This is a genomic window from Acidovorax sp. FG48, from assembly GCF_057809085.1.
Window position 1 is genome coordinate 316654 of record NZ_JBMDJH010000002.1, and the last position, 19325, is coordinate 335978.

Genomic DNA, 19325 nt, shown 5'->3' on the forward strand with positions numbered 1-19325 from the left:
GCATTCATGCGGAAGGGGCCGCCACAGCGGCAGTCACGGCGGCCGCAAAATCGGCGCAGGTCAGCACCTGGGCCACGTTGGCCATGTCGGCCACCGAGGTGTCGTGCACTGCCTGCTTGAAGGCCGCGCAGCCGTCGGACAGCACCAGCGTCTGGTAGTCGCGCATGTGCGCATCGCGCACCGTGCTGGCCACGCCCCCGTTGGTGACAATGCCACACACCGCCACGGTGGTGATGCCCGCGCGGCGCAGCACCCAGTCGAGCTGGGTGTTGAAGAAGGCCGAATACGCCACCTTGCACACCGACACGTCCACCCACGGTGCGATCTCGGCCACATGGGCCTGGCCCGGGCTGCCAGGCGCAAAGTCGCCACGGCGCAGGAACGGGCGCAAGGCCTTGAGGTGGGGCGAGACCATGGGTTCGCCCTGCGCGTCGGGCCACAGGGTGAACTGGCTGCCCACCACCATGCCGCCCGCCGCCTTCAGCGCCTTGGCCACCGCAGCCACCCGGGGCGGCAAGGCCTGGGCGGCTGCGCTCACGGCGCCGCCGCGTGCATAGGCGCCATCCGGCGCCAGAAAGTCGTTTTGCAGGTCGATGATGACCAGCGCCGTGTGGCGCGGGTCGATGGCGTCGTGGCTCATGCTCCGTCCCCCGCGTCGGCCCGCACCAGCAGATTGCCCAGCGGATCGACCGTGGCGCTGAAGCCAGGCTCCAGCCACACCGTGGTGTCGGGCTGCTCCAGGATGGCCGGGCCGTCGATGCGGGTGCCCACGGGCAGGTCCAGGCGTGCGTGGCGCGCGGCGTCCCACCAGCGGCCGGCGTGGAACACACGCTGCACACCCAGCGAGGGGTTCACCGTGGTGGTCTGCGGGGCCAGCACCGTCAGGTCAAACTTGGGGCGCACGCCCACGCGGGCGTAGCGCAGGTTCATCACCCGCACGGCAATGCCGTCAAGCACACGGCCAAAGGCGGCGCGGTAGGCGGCCTCGAACGCGGCGCGGATGCCGTCATGGCTTAACGCATCGGCCGCCACAGGCACCTGCACGGTGTGTGTCTGCCCGGCGTAAAGCATGTCGAGCGCGATGACCTCCTGCACTTCCACAAACTTCACGCCCGCAGAATCCAGCCGCTGCTGACAGGTGGCGGCCAGTGTGGCCACGCGCAGGCGCAGGTCCGCCACGTCCAGGTCGGCCAGGGGCTTGTTCAGCGTCTGTACCGCGTCGTGGCGCATGTCAGCCATCACGCAGCCCAGGGCCGAGGTCACGCCGGGGTAGCGCGGCACGATGCCGGTGCCCACACCCACCTCGCGCATCATGGCGCACACATGCAGCGCGCCGCCGCCGCCAAACGGCATATAGGCAAACTGGCGCGGGTCGTGCCCGCGCTCGATGGACACCACGCGCACGGCGCCCGCCATCTTGGCGTTGGCCACTGTGAGGATGGCTTCGGCGGCTGCCATCACATCCAGGCCCAGGGGCTTGGCCACGTGGGTCTCGATGGCGTCGCGCGACTTTTGTGCGTCCATGGCGGCCAGCAGACCACCGCCCAGGGGGCGGTCGGCAGCGATGCGGCCCAGCAGCACGTTGGCGTCAGTCACCGTGGGGCGCGTATTGCCCCGGCCATAGCAGGCCGGGCCGGGAATGCTGCCGGCCGACTCGGGGCCCACCTGCAGCATGCCGCTGGCGTCTACCGAGGCGATGGAGCCGCCGCCCGCGCCAATGGTCTCGATCTGGATCATGGGCGAGCGCACCACCATGCCAAATTCAATGGCCGTCTGAGCAGCCAGCGCCGCTTCGCCTTTGGCCACCAGCGACACGTCGAACGAGGTACCGCCCATGTCGCCCGTGATTACATCGGGAAAGCCTGCCGCACGCGCAATGGCCGCGCAGGCAATCACGCCCGCTGCGGGGCCCGAGAGCGCGGTGCGCACCGGCACATCGCACGCCGTCTGGCGCGACATCACGCCGCCGTTGCTCTGCACGATGAGCAGTTCGCCGCCAAAGCCCTGCGTTCGCAGGTCGCCCTCCAGCCGTTCCAGGTAGCTGCCCACCACGGGCTGCAGGGCGGCGTTGAGCGTGGCGGTGGAGCAGCGCTCAAACTCGCGGATTTCGGGCAGCACCTCGCTGGCGGCCGTCACATGCGGGTTGGGCCACACGCTGCGCACGGCGGCCACGGCGGCCTGCTCGTTGGCGGCGTTGGCGTAGGTGTTGATGAAGAACACGCAGACGGCCTCGCAGCCTGCGTCCAGCAGTGCGCGCGCCTGGGCCTTTACCTGTTCCACATCCACCGGTGTGTGCACCGTGCCATCGGCCAGCACGCGCTCGTCCACCTCAAGCCGCAAGTCGCGCGGCACGATGGGCTCGAAGCTGCCGCGCAGGCCCCAGGTCTGAGGCCGGTCGCGGCGGCGCATCTCCAGCACATCGCGGAAGCCGCGCGTGGTGATGATGCCGGTGCGCGCCACCTTGCGCTCCAGCAGCGCATTGGTGCCTACGGTGGTGCCGTGCACGATGGTGGCGATCTGCCCGGCCGAGTCGGCCACGCGCGCCACGCCGTTCATGAAGCCGCGCGCCTCCTCGCCCCGGGTGCTGGGCACCTTGACGATGCGGGCGCTGCCGTCGCGCTCGTCCAGCACGAACAGGTCGGTGAAGGTGCCCCCCACGTCCACGCCCACCACATAGGACGCCTCGCTCAAAGCCTTGTCCGAAACCTTGCCGCTGCTCATGCCTTGCCTTTCATTGCTTTCAGTGCGGTAGGGGCACTCACATAGCCCATCGCCAGATCCTTCTCACGCGCTGCCGCATCCCGCGCGGCCGGGGCACCGTAGCCACCACCACCGGGGGTCTCCAGGCGCACGCGTTCGCCCTGCTTCAGGCGGATGCCAATCATCTTGGAACGCATGGGTGGCTGCTTCCATTCACTATTGTTTTCATAGCTAAAGACGTTCATTGAACCGGCGCTACCGCCTGAAATGCCTTGGGGTGCGGCCTTGCCGCGCTCGCCAAAGATGAAGACCTCGGCGTCGTGCTCCAGCAGCTCGATTTCATAGATCGCACCCAGGCCGCCGCGGTGCTCGCCATCACCGCCCGAATCAGGGCGCAGTGCCCATTGCGTAAAGCGCACGGGGTACGCAGCCTCCAGAATTTCGAGCGGCGGGATGGTGGCGGTGGAGATGGGCGCGTTGCCGTGACTAAGGCCATCGCCATCGCTGTGCCCGCCGTGGCCGCCGCCGAAGAAGCTGAACATCACCCAGCGTTGGCCCTTGCGCGCAGCATCGGTGCGCAGCCCGGCGATGGACAGCGCGTTGATGGTGCCGTAGGCCTGGGCCATGGCGCGCTTCGGGTCAGCCTGCGCGGTGGCGCTGAAGATCACATCGATCATGCGCAGGATGGTCTCGGTGTAGCCCCCCACGGGCCGCGGGCGCGCGGCGCTGATGACCAGGCCCTCGGGAAGCACAAAGTCCACCGCATCGAGCACGCCCGCATTGGCGGGCACATCGGGGAACAAGTGCTTGAGCGCCACATAGCAAGCCGCAATGGCCGTGGCGCGCGAGATGTTGACCGGCCCCGCGCACTGCGGCGAGGTGCGCGAAAAGTCGAGCGTCAGGCGGTCGCCCTGCACCGTCATGTCGAGCGCAATGGTCAGTGGCTCGTCTTTCACGCCGTCGTTGTCCAGGATGTCGCTGAAGCTGTAGCGCCCGTCCGGCAGCGCCGCGATGTGCGACTGCATGAGCTTGACAGCGCGCGTGCGCAGCTCTCCCATAGCCTGCTGCACCTGGGCATCGCCGTACTGGTCCAGCAGGTCGTGCAGGCGGCGCTCGCCCAGGTCCAGCGCGGCCAACTGGCCGTTCAGGTCGCCCCACAGGCTGTCGGGCAGGCGGGTGTTGGCCTTGAGGATGGCGAGCACGTCGTCGTCGAACACACCGCCCCGCACGATGCGCACGGGCGGAATCTGCACCGCCTCTTGCCAGCACTCGGTGGCGGCCGGGTTGTAGTTGCCAGGCACGGCGCCGCCCACGTCGTGCCAATGCGCGGCCGATGCCAAGAAGCAAAACAGCTGGCCGTTGCGGAAGAACGGGCGTACCAGCTTGAAGTCGTTGGCGTGGGTGCCACCCTCGTAGGGGTCGTTGAACAACCAGGTGTCGCCGGCCGTGATGCCACCGCGCTCGCCCGCTGCGCGCATGGCAGCGCGCACGGCGAAAGCCATCGCCCCCACAAACACGGGCAGGCCCGATTTGCCCTGCACCAGCGTGTCGCCGGTGGTGGCGTCGTACAGGCCGTGGCAGGCGTCGTGCGCCTCGGCAATGATGGGATTGAACGCGCTGCGGTAGAGCGTGGCGTCCATCTCGTCGGCGATCTGTTCCAGCCGACCGCGCAGCACGGCCAAGGTGACCGGGTCCATGACTGGGTCCATGGGCGGCGGGGTGGGTGTGTGTTCAGCCATGCAGGGGCTCCTTGCCAAAGCGGGCGCGCAGCTGGTTCATCAGCCCACCGGCGCGCACCATGTCCAAAAGAAACGGGGGAATCGGATCGCAGGCCAGCACACGCCCCTGGGCGGTGGTGACCGACGGTGTTTGTTCGTTCAGGGTGATGCCCTCCCCTTCCCCGATGGCCTCGGCTTCGGGGCAGGTCAGCAGCAGCAGGCCCAGGTTGAACGCGTTGCGAAAGTAGAGGCCACTGAACGACGGCGCAATCACCGCCGCCACGCCCAGGCGCACCAGCACGGCAGCCGCCTGCTCGCGCGACGAGCCAATGCCAAAGTTGGGCCCGGCGACGATCACATCGCCCTTGCGCACGCCCGCCACAAAGTCGGGGCGTACGGATTCGAGGCAGTGGCGCGCCAGCACGTCGATGCCGTGCTTCATGGCGTGGCCGGGGGCCAGCACGTCGGTGTCGATGTCGGCACCCAGTTTCCAAACTCGTGCCCCCACGCTCCCCACTGCGTGTGGTTCGCTGCCCCCCGAGGGGGCCGGGCCTTGTTGGGGGCGGCCCGGCGCTGCGGCCATACGGTGTTCGCTCGTCATGCCAGCACTTCCCGGGGGTCAGTAATACAGCCACGCAGGGCCGAGGCCGCCACCGTGTAGGGCGAGGCCAGGTACACCTGCGCCGTGGGCGAGCCCATGCGGCCCTTGAAATTGCGTGCCGTGCTGGAGATGACGTTGGTGGCGTCGCCCACCGTGTCGCCATAGCCCGCGCAGGCGCCGCAGGTGGTGGGGAACAGTTCAGCCCCTGCGTCCTGCAGCACCTGCAGCACACCTTCGGCCTGGGCGGCGGCCTGGTCGCGCTGGCTGGCGGGCGCCACCATCAGGCGCACGCCGGCGGCCACTCGCTGGCCACGCAAGACGCTGGCGGCGGCGCGCAGGTCGTCCAGCTTGGCGCCGGTGCAGGCGCCGATGTAGGCCACGTCAATGCCCTGCCCTGCATGCTGCGCCACGGGCGCGGCGTTGGCGGGGCTGTGCGGGGCAGCGACCTGGGGCGTGAGGGTGGCGGCGTCGAAGGTGTGGCGTGTCAGGTCAGCGCCTTCGTCCGTGCGCCAGGCATCCAGGCCCTGCAGGTCTGCATCGGGCACACCCGCAGCCCGCAGCCAGTCGCGGGTGGTGTTGTCGGGGGCAATCAGCCCGGCCTGTGCGCCCAGCTCGGCGCTCATGTTGGAAAGGGTCATGCGCTCTTGCATGCCCAGCGCCTGCACAGCGGGGCCGGCAAATTCCACGGCCTGGTACTGGCCGCCGTTCATGCCAAAGCGGCCGATCATGTGCAGCATCATGTCCTTGGCTGTCACGCCTGCAGCCAGCTGGCCGCTCCAGTGCATCTGCAGGGTGTGGGGCACGCGCAGCCAGATTTCTCCGGTGACCACCACACCCAGCATCTCGGTGCTGCCGATGCCAAACATGTAGGCGCCAAACGCGCCGCCCGTGGGCGAATGCGAGTCGCCGCCCACGCAGAACATGCCGGGGCGGATGTGGCCGTGCTGGGGCACCACCACATGGCAGATGCCCTGGCCGTCGTACACATGGGGCAAATCCTGCTCGCGCGCCCAGTCGCGGGCGATGCGCACGATGCGGCGGGATTCGTCGTCGCGCTCGGGCAGGTAGTGGTCCATCACCAGGACCACGCGGCGCTTGTCCCAGATCTGGGCGCCCAGCTCTTCCAGCATGGGCTTGAGCCGGCGTGGGCCGGACGAGTCGTGGAACATGGCCAGATCGACGCGGCAATTGACGATCTCGCCGGGCGTGACGCTGTCGCGGCCACTGGCGCGGGCCACGAGCTTCTGCGCCAGCGTGCTCGGGGGGCTGAGTGGGAGGCTCATTCGGGCTTGGCTCCGGAAAACTGCACCACCTTGGCCCAGCGCGGGATCTCGGCCTGCACAAAGCGCGCAAACTCTTCGGGGCTGTTGCCCACGGGCACGGCGCCTTCGTGCTCCAGGCGCCGCTTCACATCGGGCGAGGCAATGGCCTGGCGCGCGGCGTCGCTGATGCGCTTGGCCAGCTCCGGGTTCATCTGCCCCGGGCCAAACAGACCGAACCACGCGCTGGACTCATAACCGGGCAACACCTCGGCAATCGCGGGCACATCGGGAAACGCAGGCAGGCGCTGCGCACTGGTCACCCCCAGCGCCTTGAGCTTGCCTGCGCGGATTTGCGCCTGGGCGTTACCCACGGCGGCAAACATCAGCTCCACCTGCCCGGCCAGCACATCCTGCAGCGCGGGCGCGGTGCCCCGGTACGGAATGTTCACGATGTAGGCACCCGACTGCATCTTGAACGCGTCCCCCGCCAGGTGCAGGGACGAGCCCACGGCGCCGATGGCAAAGTTGAGCTTGCCAGGCTTGGCCTTGGCCAGGGCAATCAGCTCCCGCACATCCTTGGCGGGCACGGCGGGGTTGGCCACCAGCACCGAGGGCGAGGTCGCGACACAGGTCAGCGGCGTGAAGTCCTTGATGGGGTCGAACGGTAGCGTCTTGTACAGGCTGGCGTTGATTGCATGGCTGGTGAAGCTCATCAGCAGGGTATTGCCGTCGGGCGCGGCCTTGGCCACCGCGTCGGCCGCGATGTTGCCGCCCGCGCCAGGCCGGTTCTCGACAATGACGGTGCGGCCCAGCAAGCGGCCCATTTCGATGGCCAGGGTGCGCGCCAGCGTGTCGGTGGAGCCACCGGCCGGGGCACCCACCAGGATGCGGACGGGGGTGTTGCCTTGGGCCAGCGCGAGCGAGCCCTGCCACAGGGCGGGCGCGGCGCCCAAGGCAAGCAAGAGGTGACGGCGTGAAGTCATGGGGTGTGTCTCCAATCCTGTGGTTTTGTGACTTACGGGGTACGTGAAGGCATCACAGCCCCAGATAGGCGCGGCGCAGGTCGTCGCTGCGCAGCAAATCGGCGGGAGCGCCAGAGAAACGGATGCTTCCGTTTTCCATCACGTAGGCGCGGTCGGCAATTTCGAGGGACTGGCCCACGTTCTGCTCCACCAGCATTACCGCCAGGCCTGTGGAGCGCAACTGCCGGATCAGGCCGAACATCTCTTCGACCAGCAGCGGCGAAAGGCCCAGCGAAGGCTCGTCGAGGATGAGCAGGCGCGGCTCGGCCATCATTCCGCGGCCAATGGCCAGCATCTGCTGCTCGCCGCCGCTCATGGTGCCGGCGAGCTGCAGGGTGCGCTCCTTCAGGCGCGGGAAGGTGGCGAACACCTTGTCGATGTTCTCGGCGCGGCGCTCGCGCGCCCGGGTGAAGCTGCCGAGCGCCAGGTTCTCCATCACGCTCAGGTTGGGGAATATCTTGCGGCCTTCGGGCACCTGGATCAGGCCCGCCTTGACGACCTCGGTGTAGTGGGCGCCGCTGAGGTCGGCCCCATCAAACGCCACCTTGCCCGCCCAGGCCTTGTAGATGCCGCAGACCACGTTGTTGAGCGTGGACTTGCCCGCGCCATTGCTGCCCAGCAGCGCCACAGTCTCGCCGGGCTGCACCTGCAGGTCTACGCCCCGCAGCACTTCCACGCGGCCGTAGCCGCCGCGCAGGCCGGTGATTTCCAGCAAGGGGGCGGTGCTCATGCGGCCTCCTGCGGTGCGGCGGCGCGCAAACGGGCGGCGGTGCCGTGGCCGAGGTAGGCCTCGATCACACGCTCGTCCGAGGTGACCTGCGCGGGGTTGCCCTGCGCAATGAGCTGGCCCTGGGCCAGCACCCACACATGCTCAGCCAGGTTCATCACCGCCTGCATGACGTGTTCGATCATCAACACGGTCACGCCACCATCGGCAATGCCGCGCACCACGGGAATCATCTCGGCAATCTCCTGGGGGTTGAGGCCAGCCAGCACTTCATCGAGCAGCAGCAGCCGCGGCCGGGTGGCCAGGGCGCGCGCCAGCTCCAGGCGCTTGCGGCCCGCCACCGTGAGGTCGGCTGCAGGTTTGTCCAGCTGCGGGGCCAGGCCCACACGGGCAGCGACTTCGCTGGCCAACTCCAGGGCGGCACGGCGATTGGGCTCTTTGAGGTGGGCGCCCACAGCAATGTTTTCACGCACGGTCTGCGCTGCGAAAGGCTGCACGATCTGGAACGTGCGCGTCATGCCCAGCCGGGCGTTGAGGTGCGGGGCCTGGCCCGTGATGTCCTGGCCCGCAAAGCGCACGGTGCCTGTGTCGGGCCGTACAAAACCTGACATCAGTGCAAAGAGCGTGGTCTTGCCTGCTCCATTGGGGCCGATCAGTGCGGTCAACGAGCCCTCAGGCACCGCCAGGCTCACGTTTTGCACGGCTTTCAGGCCGCCAAAGGATTTGCTCAGCCCGCTGAGCTGCAACAGGTCATTCGCCATGGCGGCCTCCCGAACGTTTCCACACCGCCACCACCGACTGCCCGATGCCCGCAATGCCACGGGGCAGGAACATCACGATGAGCACCAGCACCACGCCGTAAATCACCATGTTGATGCCCGGCAGCTGGCCGAACAGGTTGCGCGTGACGTCGGCCAGGATGTGCAGCACCAGCGCACCCAGCACAGGGCCCCACACAGTGCCAATGCCACCCACGATGGCCGCCACCAGGGCCTCCACCGACGTTACCGAACCGTAGGCAATGCCTGGGTCGATGTACTGGAACACCTGCACATAGAACGCCCCGGCTGCCCCCATGAAGCCGCCCGACAAGGCAATGGCGCCCATCTTCACGCCGAAGGGATTGACGCCGATGGCGCGCGCCGCGTCTTCGTTATCGCGCACGGCCTGCAGCCAGGCACCAAAGCGCGAGTTCTTGAGCCACCAGCTGACCAGCAGCGCCAGCGTGACCAGCGCCAGGATCAGGAAGACAAAGCCCTTGCGCGAGCCAAACTGCATGTTGGAGAGCGACTCCTTAAGCGGCAGCATCAGCCCCACGCCTGCGCCGGTGAAAGGAACCGACAGCGCCAGGATGCGAAACACCTCGGCAAAGGCCAGCGTGACCAGCGCAAAGTACGAGCCCTTGAGCCCGTAGCGGAACGACAGCCCGCCCACGAACAGCCCCACCAGCGCGCTACCAGCCACCGCCATGGGCAACGCAATCCAGGGGTTGATGCCCCCTTGCATCTGGGCAATGGCCTGGATGTAGGCGCCCGTTCCGAAGAACAGTGCGTGCCCGAACGAGAACTGACCGCCGAAGCCCCCGAGGATGTTCCACGCCTGCGCCAGCAGCGCCGCATACAGCGACATCATCACGAAATTGAGCAACACGCCAGAGTCGGAAAACGCTGCGATGGCCGCCACGACGACGGCAAACAATCCAATGCTTGCAAGCTGCTTCATGCCTTGGCTCCAAACAAGCCCTGCGGGCGGAACAGCAACACGGCGATGAAGATGGCAAAGATGCCGATCTGGCCCAGCGATTCACCCAGGTACAGGCCGCCCAGCGACTCCACGACGCCGATCAGCAGACCGCCCACCAGCGCGCCGGTAAAGCTGCCCATGCCTCCCAGCACCACGATGGTGAACGCGACCAGGACAAAGCCGCTGCCCACCTGCGGGTTCACGTAATACGCGGGGAGCAGAAAGCACGCGGCAGCGCCCAGGCAGGCCAGACCAATGCCAAAGCTCATGGCATACACATGGTCCACATTGATGCCCATGAGCTTGGCGCCGTGCTTCTCCTTGGCCACGGCGCGGATGGCGCGGCCCAGGTCGGTGCGGCCCACGATCCACAGCAGCACGGCCGACACCACCAGCGCACCAGCAAAGGCGACCAGCTTGGGCAAGGCGATCATGGCCGGACCCACCGCCACGGTGGTGAGGGTGTAGGCCGTGTCGATGGTGCGTGTGTCGGATTTGAAGAACAACAGCGCGAGGTTTTCCATCACGATGGAAATGCCCAGCGTGACGAGCAGGATGTTTTCGTCCTTGCCATGGCTGGCGCGGTTGATGACCAGGCGCTGCAGCGCATAACCCAGGGCGAACATACCCGGCACCAGGATGGGCAGCGCCAGGTAAGGGTCCAGCCCGAAGTGCTGCTTGAGCAGGTACACCGCGTACAGCGCCAGCATCAGCGACGCGCCATGCGCGAAGTTGATGATGTGCAGCACGCCATAAATCAGCGTGAGCCCGAGCGCGATGAGGGCATACACCGCGCCCGTGGTCAGGCCGTTGAGGACCGACGGAAAGAGGATGCTGAGGTCGAACATGGAGGGAATGGACGCCATTCAGGCAAAGGCGCGGCCTGGCGCCTCGGTATGAGGCGCCCCGCAGCCCCTGCGATCAGGGCTGAAAAGTGGTGGGTGTCAGGCCTTCAGCGGGAACAGCGGGTCCGCTTCGCGGTAGTCGCGCGGGATGATGACCTTGATGTCCTTGTTCAGCACCTGGGTCATGAGCGGCTGGGCGCCCTGGTTCTGCCCGGCCACGAACTTGGTGGGGCCGTACGGCATGATGTGATCGGCAAAGGTGCTCTTTTCCAGTGCGTCGATCAGCGCCGCGCGGTCTGCCGACTTGGCACGCTCCAGCGCATCGGCCAGCAGCCACATCGAGGTGTAAGTCATGAACAGCTCGTAGCTGAAGAACAGGCCCTTGGCCTCGACGCGCTTCTTGAGGTCCTGCGCGCGCTTGTCCTTGGGGTTGAACCAGTGGTTGCAGTCGATGATGCCGTTGGCTGCGTCCGGAAACTCCTTGACGAACTTGTAGCTCGACGCCGCACCGCCCAGCACCGAATAGATGGCCTTGGGCGTGACCTTTTGCTGCTGCATGGTGCGCACCAGCAGCGCGTATTCGTTGTAGTAGTTGGCGGGGATGACGATGTCCGGGTTCACCGCCTTCATGCGCAGCACGATGTTATTGAAATCGCGCGTGGGATTGGCGTGCTTGATGACCTCCTTGACTTCGTAGCCGTAGCCCGGCAGTTCGCGCGACAGCAGCTGGGCAGTGCCCGAGCCAAACAGCGATTCCTCGTGGATGATCATCACCGTCTTGGCGGGCTTGCCGGCTGCGGTGTTCAGCACATGCAGGTTGGCCATGGCGGTTTCAGTGCACTTCTTGTAGCCCGGGCCAAAACGGAAGGTGTTCTTCAGACCCCGTTCCACGATCTGGTCGGCCACACCCACGTCCACGATGTGCGGCAGGTTGTATTTGGCGGCGGCCTGCGTGGTGGCCAGGCAGATGGCCGAGGCAAACGCCCCCACCACGGCTGAAACGCCCGCTTCATTCATCTTCTCGACCTCGGCGGCACCGGCCTGGGGCTGCGACTGCGCGTCGCCCAGCAGCGCTTCGAGCTTGGCACCGCCCAGGGCCTTGATGCCGCCCGCCTTGTTGATGTCCTCGATGGCCAACATCGCGCCTTCACGGCATTGCTGGCCCGAATAGGCCAGTGCCCCGGTCACGGGGTGCAGCACCCCCACCTTGACGGACTTGGCCTGGGCACCGCCCACCAGTGGGAAGGCCAGTGCCGACGCGGCGGCAGCCGACTGGGTCATGAAATGGCGGCGAGTACTCATGGGCATTCTCCTGGCAGGTAGGTAGGGTTGAGGTGGGGGATGGAATTCAGTGAAACTGGGCCGACAGCTCTTTGCTGACCCAGACCTTGGCATCGATGCTGCCCACGCGGGACAGCTGCATTTCATATTCGTAGCGGTCTGGCCGGTACAACCCGTGCAGCCATTGCACCGGGCGCTCCTGGTCGTCGTAAATGAGGCGGCGCACGGCCAGCAGCGCCGATCCCACCGAGACATCCAGGTGCCTGGCCACCACGGCATCGGCCAGCTTGGCCGAAATGGTCTGGTGCGCGCGGCCTACCTTGACGCCGGATTCTTCAAGCAGCACCAGAATGGGTTTGCGTGCCAGCTCACGCCGCCCAAACTGGCGCGCTATGTCGGCAGGGACATAGGTGGTGATATGCGACAGCGGCCCCTCTTTGGTGCTACGAACGCGCACCGCTTTTTGCACGGCATCGCCGACTGCGATGTTCAGCGCCCCGGCCACCGCGCGGGACGCGGTAACGGTATCCACATCCAGCACCTTGACGGAGGTGCGTAGGCCCATGCTGACCAGGTTCTCCAGCAGGCCGGTCAGGTGCGCCCGGCTGTTTTCGCCGTCGCCACCTGCGTCGTTTGCGTGGGTCGCAGCGGGGGGGACCGGCCGGGTGCCCCGGCCGGGCTCGCGGGAGATCATGCCCTCGCCCTCCAGCAGCTCCAGCGCGCGGCGCACCGTGACACGCGCCACAGCGAACTGCCGCATCAGCGCCAGCTCGCCCGGCAAGCCATCGGCAAACCGGCCTTCCTGCAACTGCTCGCGCAGCACCAGATAGATCTGGTGGTACTTGGGGAGTGGCAGGTTTATGGACGGCATGGAAGTCATATTAGGAATAGTTCTAATGTCCTGTCAATAAGACATTTAGGAGTGAAATTTGCCATGCTGAGGACATTTGCGTTGCCGGTGCACAGCACCGAGTGCACGCAACCGCCGTGCCAGCCAACGGCGCTTCGACACCCAACACGCGCCTTTTTTGGCGGCACAGGGCACGGCCGCATTGACGCTCCTACAGGCATTGGCTACATTACTAACCAGTCAGTCATTAAAAATAGCCGGTTTGACCACTCCCCCCCCAACCTCCACTGCTACGACCAGCACCAAACGCGAGCGCCGCAAGGAAGCCCGCCCGGGAGAGCTGCTGGAGGCCGCACTCGACCTGTTTGTCGAGAAGGGGTTTGCCGCCACACGGGTGGACGAGGTGGCGGCGCGCGCCGGAGTGTCCAAAGGCACGCTGTTTCTGTACTTCCCCAGCAAGGAAGAACTCTTCAAGGCGGTGGTGCGCGAGAACATCGCCGGGCGCTTTGCCGAATGGAACAACGAGCTGGAAAGCTTCGTGGGCACCACCAGCGAGGTGCTGCGGTATTGCTATCAGGTCTGGTGGGAGCGCATCGGCGCCACCAAGGCATCCGGCATCACCAAGCTGATGCTGAGCGAAGCACAAAACTTCCCCGAAATCGCCCAGTTCTATCAGCAAGAGGTCATCCTTCCCGGCCAGGCGCTGGTCCGCCGCATCCTGGAGCGGGGCATTGCCCGGGGCGAGTTCCGCCCGGTGAACCTGGACTACGCGGTGTACCTGGTGCTGGCGCCCATGATCTTTTTGACGCTGTGGAAACACTCGCTGGGCGCCTGCGTGCCCGACTCGATGGAGATGACGCCCGAGCAGTACATCGAGACCCAGGCGGACAACATCCTCCACGGCCTGTGTGTGCGCGCTGAGGCATCCGCCGGCACAAGCGCCTGTCACGATCCGTCGGCTGGCGCACAGCCCTCCCCCTCTTCTCTCCCCCCCTCCTCCAAGCGCTCGCGCACCTCCTGACCATGAAACGCTGGATTCCCTGGATGGCTGCGGCCATCGTTGTCGTGCTGCTCGGCGGCGGCGTGTGGCGGGCCATGGCGGCGCGGCAGGCGCAGCAAAAGGCCTTGGCCGAGGCATCTACCCAGCGCGCCGAGGCACCGCTGCAACTGGCTGCCGATGAGGTGGTCACCGTGCAGTCGTCCCAGCTCTCCTTGGGGGTGCCGGTGTCGGGCTCTTTGCGGGCGGTGGACTCGGCCATGGTGAAGGCCCGTGTGGCGGGCGAACTGCAGGGCCTGACCTTGCGCGAGGGCGATACCGTCAAGGCGGGCCAGGAAGTGGCACGAATCGACCCCACCGAAGCCCGCGCTCGACTGCGCCAGGCCCAGCAGCAAGCCGATGCCGCCAAGTCGCAGGTGGACATCAACCAGCGGCAGTACAACAACAACCGCGCGCTGGTGGACCAGGGCTTTATCTCCGTCACCGCGCTGGTCACTTCGCAGGCCAGCCTGGAGGCCGCCCAGTCCAGCTACCAGGCCGCTGTGTCGGCTGCTGACGTGGCGCGCAAGGCGCTGGAGGACACCGTGCTCAAGAGCCCGATCAGCGGCCTGGTCGCGCAGCGCCTTGCCCAGCCGGGCGAGCGGGTGCCGGTAGACGCCCGCATCATTGAAGTGGTGGACCTGTCCCGCCTGGAACTCGAAGCCCTGCTCACCCCCGCCGATTCGCTGGCCGTGCGTGTGGGCCAGAAGGCCCAACTGACGGTGGAAGGCGCTGCAACCCCGGTGCAAGCCACGGTGGTGCGCATCAACCCAAGCGCCCAGACGGGCAGCCGCACGGTGCCGGTCTATCTGCGGGTAGACCAACCGGCCCAAACCGCCAGCCTGCGCCAGGGCCTGTTTGTGCAAGGCCTGTTGACCACCGGCAGCGCCCAGGTGTTGACCATGCCTCTGGACGCCGTGCGCACCGACAAGCCCGCCCCCTACCTGCAGACCATCAAGGACGGCCGCGTGGCCTATGCACCGGTGCAGACCGGCGCCCGCGCCGTGGTCAACGGACAGACCCTGGTGGCGGTGGATGGCGTGCCCGTGGGCACCACCGTCATTGCGGGCCGCATGGGCTCGCTGCGCGAAGGCACGCCCGTGACCGCAGCGCAGGCCGCTGTCGCGTCCCAGGCCTCCGCGCCTGCACCCGCTCCCGCTGCCTCGCGCACGACACCCTGAGCGGGCTGACGCGCCATGTGGTTCACCAAAGTCAGCCTCAAAAACCCCGTGTTCGCCACGATGGTGATGCTCGCCATCGTCGTGCTGGGCCTGTTCTCGTACCAGCGCCTCAAGGTCGATCAGTTCCCCAATATCGACTTCCCTGTGGTAGTGGTCACCGTGGACTACCCCGGTGCATCGCCTGAAATCGTCGAGAGCGAGGTCACCAAGAAGATCGAAGAAGGCGTCAACTCGATTGCCGGCATCAACGCCCTCACCTCCCGCAGCTACGAGGGCACGGCAGTCGTCATCATCGAATTCCAGCTGCACATCGACGGCCGCAAGGCCGCTGAAGACGTGCGTGAAAAGGTGGCCACCGTGCGCCCCCTGCTGCGCACCGAGGTCAAAGAGCCGCGCGTGCTGCGCTTTGACCCCGCCAGCCGCGCCGTGTGGTCCCTGGCCGTGTTGCCTGACGAAAAGTCGGACCGCAGCGCGGTGGAGTTGACCACCTGGGCCGAACAGATCCTGAAAAAACGCCTGGAGAACGTGCGTGGCGTCGGCGCGGTGAACCTGGTGGGCGCCACCAAGCGCGAAATCAATATCTACCTGAATCCGCAGGCCCTGGAGGCCTTTGGCGTGACGCCCGACCAGGTGGCCAATGCCGTGCGCAACGAGAACCAGGACCTGCCCGTGGGCGCGATCCGGTCGCTGGCGCAGGAGCGCGTGGTGCAGATCGACGCGCGCATGGAGCGGCCCGAGGACTTCGGCAAGATCATCGTCGCCCGCAAGAACGGAGCGCCGGTGCGCCTGGACCAGGTCGCCCGCGTGAACGACGGCGCGCAAGAGGTGGAAAGCCTGGCTCTCTACAACGGTCAGCGCACGCTGCTGCTGTCGGTGCAAAAGTCGCAGGGCGAGAACACCATCGAGGTGGTCGATGGCCTGAATGCCGCCGTGGTGGAACTGAAGAGCCAGCTGCCGCCCGGCGTGCGGCTCGAAACCATTGGCGACAGTGCCCGCCCCATCCGCGTGGCAGTGAACAACGTGCGCCAGACGCTGATCGAGGGGGCCATCCTCACGGTGCTCATCGTGTTTTTGTTCCTGAACTCCTGGCGCTCCACTGTGATCACCGGGCTGACGCTGCCGATTGCGCTGATCGGCACGTTCCTGTTCATGAACATGTTCGGCTTCACCATCAACATGATCACGCTGATGGCATTGAGCCTGTGCGTGGGCCTGCTGATCGACGACGCCATCGTGGTGCGCGAGAACATCGTGCGCCATGTGCAGATGGGCAAAGGCGCTTACGCGGCCGCCATGGACGGCACGCAGGAGATCGGCCTGGCGGTGCTGGCCACCACACTGTCCATCGTGGCGGTGTTCATGCCCATCGGCTTCATGGGCGGCATCATCGGCAAGTTCTTCCACGAGTTCGGCATCACCATCGTTGCGGCGGTGATGATCTCGATGTTCGTCAGCTTCACGCTCGACCCCATGCTGTCGAGCGTGTGGCACGACCCCAGCATCCATGCGCACGGCCAAAAGACGGCGCCCGTCACCTTCTACGACAAGACCATTGGCCGCGTCACCGGCTGGTTTGATCGCGCCACCGATGCGCTGGCCGAGGGCTACCAGCACATCCTGCGCTGGTCGCTGGTGCACAAGCTGGCCACCATGGTGATCGCGCTGGCGGTGTTCGTGTTGAGCGTGGTCATGGTGCCGCTGCTGGGCACCGAGTTCGTGCCCAAGGCCGACTTTTCGGAAACCACGCTGAACTTCTACACCCCTGTGGGTTCTTCGCTCGAAGCCACCGAAGCCAAGGCCAAACAGGTGGAAGCCATCCTGCGTGAGATGCCCGAGGTGCGCTACACGCTGTCCACCATCAACACCGGCAACGCCCAGGGCAAGATGTACGCCAGCATTTATGTGCGGCTGGTGGACCGCAAGGACCGCAGCCGCAGTGTGGACCAGATGTCCGACGTGCTGCGCGAACGCCTCAAGACCGTGCCCGGCATCACCGTGACCCACGTGGGGCTGCTGGATGCAGTGGGCGGACAGAAGCAGGTGGAGTTCTCGCTGCAGGGGCCTGACCTGCGCGAACTGGAGCGTCTGACCAAAATCGTTACAGAGAAGATCCGCGGCATCCCGGGTCTGGTGGACCTGGACACCAGTGCCAAGCCCGACAAGCCCGTGATTGCGCTGGATGTGAAGCGCGAAGTGGCGTCAGACCTGGGGCTGTCGGTGGCGCCCATGGCGGCGTCGCTGCGCACGCTGGTGGCAGGCACCACCGTGGGTAACTGGCGCGCACCCGACGACCAGACCTATGACGTGAACGTGCGCCTGGCGCCCGAGGCCCGCACCACCCCGGCCGACCTGGAACGCCTGCCCTTTGCCCTGGCCGCCACCGACGGCACGACCCGCATCGTGCGCCTGAACCAGGTCGCCAGCGTCACCGAATCCACCGGCGCCAACCAGATCAACCGGCGCGACCTGACCCGCGAAGTGGCGGTAAACGCCAACGTGTCCCAGCGCTCGGCCGGTGAAGTGTCGAACGACATCAAGAAGGCGCTGGAGACCGTGACCTTCCCGCCGGGCTATCGCTACCAGTTTGGCGGCTCCACGAAGAACATGGCCGAATCGTTTGGCTACGCCATCTCGGCGCTGGCCATGGCCATCATCTTCATCTACATGATCCTGGCCAGCCAGTTCAAGAGCTTCCTGCAGCCGCTGGCGCTCATGACCTCGCTGCCACTCACGCTGATCGGTGTGGTGCTGGCGCTGCTGATGTTCCGCTCCACGCTGTCGATGTTTTCCATCATTGGCGTGGTGATGCTGATGGGCCTGGTGACCAAGAACGCCATCTTGTTGGTGGACTTTGCGATCCGCGCTCGCGAGGAGCATGTGAACGACCAGGGCCAGACCGTGCCCGGACTGCCCCGCGCCGATGCCCTGCTGCTGGCCGCGCGCGTGCGGCTGCGCCCCATCCTCATGACCACGCTGGCCATGATCTTCGGCATGGTGCCCCTGGCGTTTGCGCTGTCCGAAGGCTCGGAACAGCGCGCGCCCATGGGCCAGGCGGTGATTGGCGGCGTGATTACTTCTTCCCTGTTGACCCTGGTGGTGGTGCCGGTGGTGTATTGCTACATGGACGACTTGGCCCAGTGGGCCCTTCGCAAGATGGGACGCGCCCCGGCAGCGCCTAAAATCGAAGGTTTGTCCTGATCGTCCCGATCGGCCTTGCATCTGCCCCACGGAGAAATCCCATGAACCTGCCCCTGAACACGTCCGCCAACATCAGCGACCCCGTCGCCCAGGCCCGCTACAACATGATCGAGCAGCAGATCCGCCCCTGGAACGTGCTCGATGCCGACGTGCTGGACCTGCTGGCCGTGGTGCGCCGCGAAGACTTTGTGCCCCCGGCCTACCGCAGCATGGCCTTCATGGACATTGAAGTCCCGCTGCTGGGCAATGACGCCGAAGAGGCCGTCCGCAAGGGCCACAGCATGCTGCAGCCCCGCGTGGAGGCGCGCATTCTGCAAGACCTGCGGGTTTTGCCCACCGACCGCGTGCTCGAAATCGGCGCCGGCTCGGGCTACATGGCCGCCCTGCTGGCCGCGCGCGCAGAGCGCGTGGTGTCGCTCGAAATCGACCCCGAGCTGGCCGAAATGGCCCGTGAGAACCTGCGCGATGCCGGCGTGCAAAACGCCGACGTGCGCCAGGGCGACGGTGCCCGCGATGCGATCCCGGACGGCCCGTTCGACGTGATCGTGCTCAGCGGCTCCGTGGCTGAGGTGCCCAGCCACCTGCTGGCCCTGCTGCGTGACGGTGGCCGACTGGGCGCCATCGTGGGCAGCGAGCCCGTGATGCGTTTCACCGTTACCCGCCGCACCGGCGACCGCTTTGAGACCACGTCGCCGTGGGACACCATCGCGCCGCGCCTGGTGAACTTCCCCGAGCCCTCTGGCTTCACGTTCTGACCCCCTGCCCTTCGGTTGTCTTCGGAGTTTTGCATGATCGATCACGTCCGCCCCGCCCAGCTGTCTGCCTGGTTTGCCTCCGCGCCGGAAGGCAGCCGGCCCCTGGTGCTGGACGTGCGTGAGCCCTGGGAGCTGCAGACCGCCAGTGTGCGCGCCGACGGGTTTGAGCTGGTGGCCATCCCCATGGGCGAGTTGCCCGCGCGCCTGGCTGAGCTGGACCCCGCGCGTCCCATCGCCTGCCTGTGCCACCACGGCGCCCGCAGCCTGCGCGTGGCCTCGTTCTTGCAGCACCACGGGTTCGAGCATCTGGCCAATATCACCGGTGGCATCGACGCCTGGTCGCACGAAAGCGACCCGGCGGTGCCGCGCTACTGATGCCATGGGGTTGTATGGACCGCACTTTTCA

At 66.5% G+C, this 19325-nt stretch carries 17 protein-coding genes; 5 read left to right on the forward strand and 12 right to left on the reverse strand.

Annotation, left to right across the window (positions count from 1 at the left end; translation table 11 throughout):
• Nucleotides 1–4 precede the first annotated feature (4 nt).
• The 12 genes from ACODSU_RS04510 to ACODSU_RS04565 form a co-directional block, all read right to left on the reverse strand.
• Nucleotides 5–640, reverse strand: coding sequence for a cysteine hydrolase family protein (locus ACODSU_RS04510; RefSeq protein WP_488840420.1), 636 nt, complete (start codon nucleotides 638–640; stop codon nucleotides 5–7).
• Complete coding sequence (locus ACODSU_RS04515) at nucleotides 637–2721, reverse strand: hydantoinase/oxoprolinase family protein (protein ID WP_488840422.1); 2085 nt, start codon at nucleotides 2719–2721, stop codon at nucleotides 637–639. Before ACODSU_RS04515 ends, ACODSU_RS04510 begins: the two co-directional genes overlap by 4 nt.
• Entirely contained in the window at nucleotides 2718–4439 is a 1722-nt protein-coding gene (locus tag ACODSU_RS04520) for a hydantoinase B/oxoprolinase family protein (protein ID WP_488840424.1), read from the reverse strand. The genes ACODSU_RS04515 and ACODSU_RS04520 overlap by 4 nt, the downstream gene beginning before the upstream one ends.
• Nucleotides 4432–5019 (reverse strand): LeuD/DmdB family oxidoreductase small subunit, encoded by a 588-nt coding sequence (locus tag ACODSU_RS04525; RefSeq protein ID WP_488840426.1) that lies wholly within the window; start codon nucleotides 5017–5019, stop codon nucleotides 4432–4434. The genes ACODSU_RS04520 and ACODSU_RS04525 overlap by 8 nt, the downstream gene beginning before the upstream one ends.
• On the reverse strand, nucleotides 5016–6302 hold the full coding sequence (locus ACODSU_RS04530; protein WP_488840433.1) for a 3-isopropylmalate dehydratase large subunit: 1287 nt from the start codon (nucleotides 6300–6302) through the stop codon (nucleotides 5016–5018). The genes ACODSU_RS04525 and ACODSU_RS04530 overlap by 4 nt, the downstream gene beginning before the upstream one ends.
• Complete coding sequence (locus ACODSU_RS04535; protein ID WP_488840435.1) at nucleotides 6299–7264, reverse strand: tripartite tricarboxylate transporter substrate binding protein; 966 nt, start codon at nucleotides 7262–7264, stop codon at nucleotides 6299–6301. The genes ACODSU_RS04530 and ACODSU_RS04535 overlap by 4 nt, the downstream gene beginning before the upstream one ends.
• Before the next feature lie 52 nt (nucleotides 7265–7316).
• Nucleotides 7317–8033, reverse strand: a complete 717-nt coding sequence (locus ACODSU_RS04540; RefSeq protein ID WP_056644463.1) for an ABC transporter ATP-binding protein — start codon at nucleotides 8031–8033, stop codon at nucleotides 7317–7319.
• Nucleotides 8030–8791, reverse strand: a complete 762-nt coding sequence (locus ACODSU_RS04545) for an ABC transporter ATP-binding protein (protein WP_110958648.1) — start codon at nucleotides 8789–8791, stop codon at nucleotides 8030–8032. The genes ACODSU_RS04540 and ACODSU_RS04545 overlap by 4 nt, the downstream gene beginning before the upstream one ends.
• Entirely contained in the window at nucleotides 8781–9752 is a 972-nt protein-coding gene (locus ACODSU_RS04550) for a branched-chain amino acid ABC transporter permease (protein WP_056644457.1), read from the reverse strand. The genes ACODSU_RS04545 and ACODSU_RS04550 overlap by 11 nt, the downstream gene beginning before the upstream one ends.
• A complete protein-coding gene (locus ACODSU_RS04555) occupies nucleotides 9749–10621 on the reverse strand; it encodes a branched-chain amino acid ABC transporter permease (RefSeq protein WP_110959148.1) in 873 nt (290 codons plus the stop codon). Before ACODSU_RS04555 ends, ACODSU_RS04550 begins: the two co-directional genes overlap by 4 nt.
• 96 nt (nucleotides 10622–10717) lie before the next feature.
• Nucleotides 10718–11920 carry an ABC transporter substrate-binding protein gene (locus ACODSU_RS04560; protein ID WP_488840438.1) on the reverse strand — a complete coding sequence of 401 codons (1203 nt, stop codon included), beginning with the start codon at nucleotides 11918–11920 and terminating at the stop codon, nucleotides 10718–10720.
• Between the two features lie 46 nt (nucleotides 11921–11966).
• On the reverse strand, nucleotides 11967–12779 hold the full coding sequence (locus ACODSU_RS04565; RefSeq protein WP_488840440.1) for a GntR family transcriptional regulator: 813 nt from the start codon (nucleotides 12777–12779) through the stop codon (nucleotides 11967–11969).
• Nucleotides 12780–13011: 232 nt separating this feature from the next.
• Here ACODSU_RS04565 and ACODSU_RS04570 point away from each other — a divergent pair, with 232 nt between their 5' ends.
• Genes ACODSU_RS04570 through ACODSU_RS04590 form a run of 5 tightly spaced genes read left to right on the forward strand, consistent with a single transcriptional unit; the run spans nucleotide 13012 to nucleotide 19294 of the window.
• A complete protein-coding gene (locus tag ACODSU_RS04570) occupies nucleotides 13012–13770 on the forward strand; it encodes a TetR/AcrR family transcriptional regulator (RefSeq protein WP_476016719.1) in 759 nt (252 codons plus the stop codon).
• A gap of 2 nt (nucleotides 13771–13772) precedes the next feature.
• Complete coding sequence (locus ACODSU_RS04575; RefSeq protein ID WP_488840442.1) at nucleotides 13773–14966, forward strand: efflux RND transporter periplasmic adaptor subunit; 1194 nt, start codon at nucleotides 13773–13775, stop codon at nucleotides 14964–14966.
• A 15-nt stretch (nucleotides 14967–14981) separates the two neighbouring features.
• Nucleotides 14982–18164: an efflux RND transporter permease subunit gene (locus ACODSU_RS04580; protein WP_488840444.1), complete on the forward strand. Its 3183-nt coding sequence runs from the start codon at nucleotides 14982–14984 to the stop codon at nucleotides 18162–18164.
• 41 nt (nucleotides 18165–18205) lie between these two features.
• On the forward strand, nucleotides 18206–18919 hold the full coding sequence (locus ACODSU_RS04585; RefSeq protein ID WP_422846711.1) for a protein-L-isoaspartate O-methyltransferase family protein: 714 nt from the start codon (nucleotides 18206–18208) through the stop codon (nucleotides 18917–18919).
• Between the two features lie 33 nt (nucleotides 18920–18952).
• Nucleotides 18953–19294 carry a rhodanese-like domain-containing protein gene (locus ACODSU_RS04590; protein ID WP_015014056.1) on the forward strand — a complete coding sequence of 114 codons (342 nt, stop codon included), beginning with the start codon at nucleotides 18953–18955 and terminating at the stop codon, nucleotides 19292–19294.
• Nucleotides 19295–19325: the final 31 nt, after the last annotated feature.